The following is a 5807-nucleotide window of genomic DNA, read 5'->3' as shown; positions in this document are numbered from 1 at the left end:
CTGGGAACAATTGCTGCTATTTATATAATATGGCGCAGAAAAAGTCTAACTACTGAAGAAGATAATACTACCGATTATTAAAACCACTTCAACTTTATCTTTACCACCTCGAATACTAAATAACTCTTCTTAAAATATCCACCGCTTTTTACAAAGTTAAATCTTTCCAAAACCTTTACTATAATTCGCCTTTCTGCTAACTGATAGCTAATTTTAAAGAAAAAGTAAAGCAATGGAAAAAGTTGAATTAGGAAAATCTGGTTTAAAATCGGCACCAATTATATTTGGCGGAAATGTTTTTGGATGGACATTAAATGAAAAAGAGTCCTTTAAAATGCTGGACGAACTTTTTGAGCTCGGTTTCACAACCATAGACACCGCAGATGTTTACTCCCGTTGGGCAGATGGCGTTCCACACGGCACTTCAGAAAGAATTATTGGTAAATGGATGAAAGAACGCAAATTACGCGATAAAATCACTTTAATTACTAAAGGGGGATCCAGTTTACAACCCGGAGGGCCTAAAAATAATACGCAAGATTATCTTACCGGTGCAGTTCAGGATTCACTTTCGAGACTGCAAACAGATTATATAGATCTATATTTTACGCATTTTGATGATGGAGAAACCCCTGTGGAAGAAGCCCTGGAAGCTTATCAAAAGTTTATAAAAAAAGGAGAAATAAAGCATATTGGTGCTTCAAACTTTTCTGCAGAAAGATTACAAAAATCCCTGGATGAAGCAGCTGAGAAAAACTTACCGGCTTATGAAGTTTTTCAGCCTGAATACAATTTAATGGTGCGTGATAAATTTGAAGGGGAAATTAAAGAAATTTGCACCAGGAATAACTTAGGCGTAATTCCTTATTTCTCGCTCGCCAGCGGATTTTTAACCGGGAAATACCGAACTAAAGAAGATTTTGAAGGCAAAGAGCGTAAAATGTTTGCCGATAAATTCCTGAATATTCGTGGTGAAAAAATCCTAGAATCCCTTGATGAAATTTCAGAAAAACATGATGTTTCGCAAGCTGCTGTTGCTCTTGCCTGGTTAATAAACAGACCCGGAGTAAGTGCCCCAATTGCCAGCGCTACTAAGTCTTCCCATCTTAAATCCTTTACCGAAGCGGTAAAAATCTCTCTTTCTAATGAAGATATGGCGATTTTAAATAAGGCCAGTGAAGAGTAGAAATACTAGGGAGAGATTGCTTCAGCTAAAAGCTTTTCACACCACAAAATTATTCATTGTGACTTACTTTTATCCATTAGTATTAGAGAACGTCATGCTCAACTCGTTTTAGCACCTAACAAGATAATAATTAAGCTAAATTAGACCCTAAAACCAGTTCAGGGTGACGGCTAATTCTAATTTAAAAGTTTACATCAGCATATTTAATTACCCTAAAACCTTTACCAATTCAGCGAAATCAACTTTCTGCTGCTCGCCAGATTTCATATTTTTCAGGGTGAATTTTTCAGCTTGCATTTCTTCTTCCCCAGCTAGGATCACAAATGGAATTTCGCGCTTATTCGCGTAATTCATTTGTTTTTTCATTTTCGAAGCATCAGGAAATAATTCGGCAGTAATATTTTCGGTTCTCAAACGATTCACCGCTTTTAAAGCATACAGCGCCTCTTCGTCTCCAAAATTGATAAAAAGTGCTTTGGTATTTTGAGTAACAGCTTCGGGAAAAAGATTGAGTTCTTCCAGTACCAGGTAAATTCGGTCCAGGCCAAAGGAAATTCCCACGCCACTCATATCTTTTAAGCCAAAAATACCGGTAAGATCGTCGTAACGGCCACCGCCGCCAATTGAGCCCATTTTTACTTTTTCGGGAGCCGAAACTTCAAAAATAGCGCCGGTATAATAATTAAGTCCTCGGGCAAGAGTTACATCTAAATCGAGTTTTGCAGTTTTTAAAGGCATCTTCTGGATAGCTTTTTCAACAAATTCCAGTTCTTTAATTCCTTCCATACCGGTGTCTGATGAACTGAGGATTTCTTTAATTCCGGCTATTTTTTCAGTGAAATTACCGTGTAATCCAAAAATTGGCTGGATTTTTTCAATAGCAGTTTCAGATATACCTTTTTGCAGCATTTCTTTTTTCACGCCCTCTTCCCCTATTTTATCCAGCTTATCTAGGGCAACAGTAAAATCTATAAGTTTATCTTTTTCACCAATCACTTCGGCAAAACCAGATAATACTTTTCGGTTATTAATTTTAATAGTTACACCTTCTAATTTTAAAGCTGAAAAAACGGCATCGTATAATTGTACGAATTCAACTTCCTGCCAAAGACTTTTGCTTCCAACAACATCGGCATCACACTGAAAAAACTCTCTAAATCGTCCTTTCTGCGGCCTATCGGCTCTCCAAACCGGTTGAATTTGATAGCGTTTAAACGGAAAATCTATTTCATTTTGATGTTGTACCACATAACGGGCAAAAGGCACGGTAAGATCGTAGCGGAGGGCTTTTTCACTAATTGACGAAGTAATCTTTAAGCTATCTCTTTTCTCGTAAGCTTCGTTATCTGCTTTTTTAAGAAAATCTCCGGAATTTAGAATTTTAAAAATTAAACGGTCTCCTTCTTCTCCATATTTCCCCATCAGGGTATCTGAGTTCTCAAAACTTGGAGTTTCTATTGGCTGAAAACCAAACTTTTTAAATTCGGTTTTAATTACATCAAAAATATAATTTCTTTTGGCAACTTCGGCCGGGTTAAAATCTCGAGTTCCTTTTGGAATAGAAGGTTTTTGTGCCATAAAATCTTGAGGAATAGTTTCCTTTTTTAGTTTAAAGTTAGCGCCGAAAACCGGCTGAAACATTGCTGCAAATATCTTAAATTTTACCCGAACCCGAACAAATTTCAGATTTTAAGTAACATTCTACGACTTATGAAGTCTAATTAAATAGCACTGAAAAAACATTCTATGTTCGGGTTATTAAAAGAAAACATAAGCATCGCTTTTAATTCCATTAAAAGTCAGCTACTTAGAACTATTCTTACAGTTTTAATTATTGCCATTGGGATAACTGCTCTGGTTGGGATTTTAAGTGCGGTTACTGCGCTGGAAAACACAATTAGTAGTGATTTTGCCTCAATGGGAGCAAATACTTTTAATATTCAGCGGTATGATTTCAACTCACAGCGACAGGGTGGCGGGGAAGTTGAAAAAATTAATCCTATAATTAGTTATAGGGAAGTGAAAAAATTTGAAGAAAATTTTCAATATCCTAAAGCACACACCGCGGTTTCCTTTACGGGAACTACTGTTGCAGAAGTTAAATATATTAATGAAAAAACCGATCCTGAAGTACGTGTAATTGGCGTGAACGAAAATTTCCTGGAAAATTCTGGATTAAATGTAGAAGCAGGACGTGAATTCAACATTTTTGATATTCAGAATAATAATAACGTAGTAGTGCTTGGAGCCGATTTTGCCAAGCCCGAAGGTCTTTTTAAAGGAGCAGATCCTATAGACAAAATTATTAGTATTAGAGGAGCAAAATTTAGGGTTATTGGGGTTCTGGAATCAAAAGGCTCTACTTTTGGAAACAACCAGGATTTACGTGTTTTAATGCCTATACAATTGGCGCGGTCTATGTTTACCCAACCGCAAATAAATTATGCGGTAAGCGTTAAAGTTGACGATAAGGAATTGTTAGAAGGCGCGCAAGACGAAGCTATTTTGACTTTCAGGAATATACGAAAATTGAATCCCATAGAAGAAAATAATTTTGGGATGGAACGCAGTGACGATCTTATTAACCGCATTTTCTCTATTACCAGTTATCTTAATTTTGCAGCCTGGATAATTTCTATAATTACCATTTTTGGTTCATCAATCGCTTTAATGAATATTATGTTGGTGAGTGTAACCGAAAGAACGCGAGAAATTGGAGTAAGAAAAGCCTTAGGTGCAAAGCGAAAAACCATAGCTACCCAATTTTTTATGGAAACACTTATAATTGGACAAATTGGTGGAATTGTAGGCATTATCTTCGGAATATTAATTGGGATGGCCGTTTCTGCCGCAGCCGATTTTAACTTTACCACGCCCTGGGTGGCTATGATATGGGCAACTGCAATAACTATTCTTGTAGCCATTTTAGCCGGAAGTTATCCCGCCGCCAAAGCAGCCAGGCAGGATCCTATTGAGTCGCTTAGATATGAGTAGTGAGTAGCGAGTAGTGAAATTAGAGATTTTTCATTATATTTAATCCTCTAAAAAGGCATAAATAGTAAGCTAAAGTTTTACTGTTTTCACCCTTTTCTTATACCAACTTTTTTAATAATTTATTCCAGGATTCTAAAAGCTTATTTGCTTTCTACCATATTATCAAAATACTTATAAAGCTCACCCTTTGTAATATTGGCTCCCTGCTTTATTAACGCGAAAATATCTTTATTTCTATCGTCACTTAATGCTTTAGATGAAGTATAAATATTCACAGATTCGTCCAGCAAATTAGTTTGTAGCCAGCTGTAGCCTTTTCGGGTAGTGAGATCTACTCCTTCGTGTTCAATTTTAATGGCAATAAGATGAATAGTAACTTCGGTAATATGAAATAAATAGATTTGATTTGCAGAAAAGTGCTCCAGATATTCCACTTTATTAAGAACCCCTTCCCAAATTAGATCGCTAAAAACATCAAGTTCCTGCTCTGCAGCCTTTGGCTTGTTCTTTTTAATATCTTCCCACTCATCTGCAGTAATAGATTGTGTAGCAAGGAAATTAATAAATTCCTGCTTCATTTCTTCAAACTGCTCTTTGGTTAATCTGGAATATTTCATTTTGGTAAAAATTAAAATTAACTTTCAAATTCCATATATTTAAAATCGTCATTCTAAATTTATTTCGGAATCTAAATAGTTGGAATGCCAACATGTTAGAAGCTGAAACCAGTTCAGCTTGACGATAATAAAGATCCCGAGCTGGGTCGGGATTAATTCGACCAACTAATTTACGGCGTAACTTCGCTACTTGTAAATTAGGGTCTCATTAGAATAAGAAAAGCCCACTACTGGAGCGGGCTTTTAACTTTGTAAAAAAATAAATTAAGCTTCAGCTACAACATCAAAATTGTAAGTAGAAATCACTTCACGATGAAAACGTAAAGTTGCCTCGTACTGTCCTAATCTCTTGATGTTACCACCAGCTATAGTTATATATTTCTTATCGATTTCAATGCCTTCTTTTGCAAGAGCATCAGCTAAATCTGCATTGGTAATAGATCCAAATAATTTGTCTCCTGCACCGGCTTTAGCTGTTAACTTAACTTCTACATTATTAAGTTTTTCAGCTTGCTTTTTAGCTTCGTCGATAAATTTTTGCTCTTTATAAGCTCTTTGTTTCAGGGTCTCCGCCAAAACTTTTTTAGCCGAAGGAGTTGCAAGATGTGCATATCCCTGAGGTATAAGATAATTTCTACCGTAACCGTTTTTAACGTTTACAACATCATCTTTAAAGCCTAAATTATCTACGTCTTGTTTAAGTATCAATTCCATAATTGCCTCTTTTTATTTTAGTAAATCACCAACATATGGCATTAACGCAAGGTGACGCGCTCTTTTCACAGCAACAGCCACTTTTCTTTGGTATTTTAAAGAAGTTCCTGTTAAGCGACGAGGCAATAATTTTCCCTGCTCGTTTACGAAACTCATTAACCAGTCTGGATCTTTGTAATCTATATACTTAATTCCAGATCGCTTAAAACGACAATACTTTTTCGTTTTACTGGTCTCTATATTAAGAGGAGTAAGATACCTGATCTCTCCGTCTTTTTTTCCTTTTGCTTGTTGTT

Annotated in this window: 6 protein-coding genes; 2 read left to right on the top strand and 4 right to left on the bottom strand. The window is 36.0% G+C overall.

Going from position 1 to position 5807, the window contains the following annotated elements; genetic code table 11:
* The first annotated feature begins 232 nt into the window (after positions 1-232).
* Positions 233-1186 (top strand): aldo/keto reductase, encoded by a 954-nt coding sequence (locus AACZ30_RS12500; protein WP_339649709.1) that lies wholly within the window; start codon positions 233-235, stop codon positions 1184-1186.
* 207 nt (positions 1187-1393) lie between these two features.
* Here the strand turns inward: AACZ30_RS12500 and hisS are convergent, their stop codons facing one another.
* On the bottom strand, positions 1394-2764 hold the full coding sequence (gene hisS, locus AACZ30_RS12495) for a histidine--tRNA ligase (protein ID WP_339649710.1): 1371 nt from the start codon (positions 2762-2764) through the stop codon (positions 1394-1396).
* Positions 2765-2932: 168 nt separating this feature from the next.
* On the opposite strand from hisS, the gene AACZ30_RS12490 reads away from it, so the two are divergent.
* Positions 2933-4180 carry an ABC transporter permease gene (locus AACZ30_RS12490; RefSeq protein WP_339649708.1) on the top strand — a complete coding sequence of 416 codons (1248 nt, stop codon included), beginning with the start codon at positions 2933-2935 and terminating at the stop codon, positions 4178-4180.
* 140 nt (positions 4181-4320) lie between these two features.
* On the opposite strand, the gene AACZ30_RS12485 is transcribed toward AACZ30_RS12490, so the two are convergent.
* From AACZ30_RS12485 to rpsR, 3 genes are all read right to left on the bottom strand, one after another.
* Positions 4321-4797 carry a DUF6495 family protein gene (locus AACZ30_RS12485; RefSeq protein ID WP_075327080.1) on the bottom strand — a complete coding sequence of 159 codons (477 nt, stop codon included), beginning with the start codon at positions 4795-4797 and terminating at the stop codon, positions 4321-4323.
* 264 nt (positions 4798-5061) lie between these two features.
* Positions 5062-5511, bottom strand: coding sequence for a 50S ribosomal protein L9 (gene rplI, locus AACZ30_RS12480; RefSeq protein ID WP_075327081.1), 450 nt, complete (start codon positions 5509-5511; stop codon positions 5062-5064).
* A gap of 12 nt (positions 5512-5523) precedes the next feature.
* Positions 5524-5807: 30S ribosomal protein S18 (gene rpsR / locus AACZ30_RS12475; RefSeq protein WP_339649706.1), on the bottom strand; the 284-nt coding region annotated here is incomplete at its 5' end.

The organism is uncultured Salegentibacter sp. (assembly GCF_963972535.1).
Lineage (GTDB): Bacteria > Bacteroidota > Bacteroidia > Flavobacteriales > Flavobacteriaceae > Salegentibacter.
The sequence above is the reverse complement of the archived record's forward strand: the minus strand, read 5'-3'. Positions and strand labels throughout refer to the sequence as shown.

What these genes read in the sequence shown, in the direction of transcription:
- AACZ30_RS12490 (WP_339649708.1), top strand. Translation starts at nt 2,933, where the DNA reads ATGTTCGGGTTATTAAAAGAAAACATAAGCATCGCTTTTAATTCCATT.
- hisS (WP_339649710.1), bottom strand. Translation starts at nt 2,764, where the DNA reads ATGGCACAAAAACCTTCTATTCCAAAAGGAACTCGAGATTTTAACCCG.
- AACZ30_RS12500 (WP_339649709.1), top strand. Translation starts at nt 233, where the DNA reads ATGGAAAAAGTTGAATTAGGAAAATCTGGTTTAAAATCGGCACCAATT.
- AACZ30_RS12485 (WP_075327080.1), bottom strand. Translation starts at nt 4,797, where the DNA reads ATGAAATATTCCAGATTAACCAAAGAGCAGTTTGAAGAAATGAAGCAG.
- rplI (WP_075327081.1), bottom strand. Translation starts at nt 5,511, where the DNA reads ATGGAATTGATACTTAAACAAGACGTAGATAATTTAGGCTTTAAAGAT.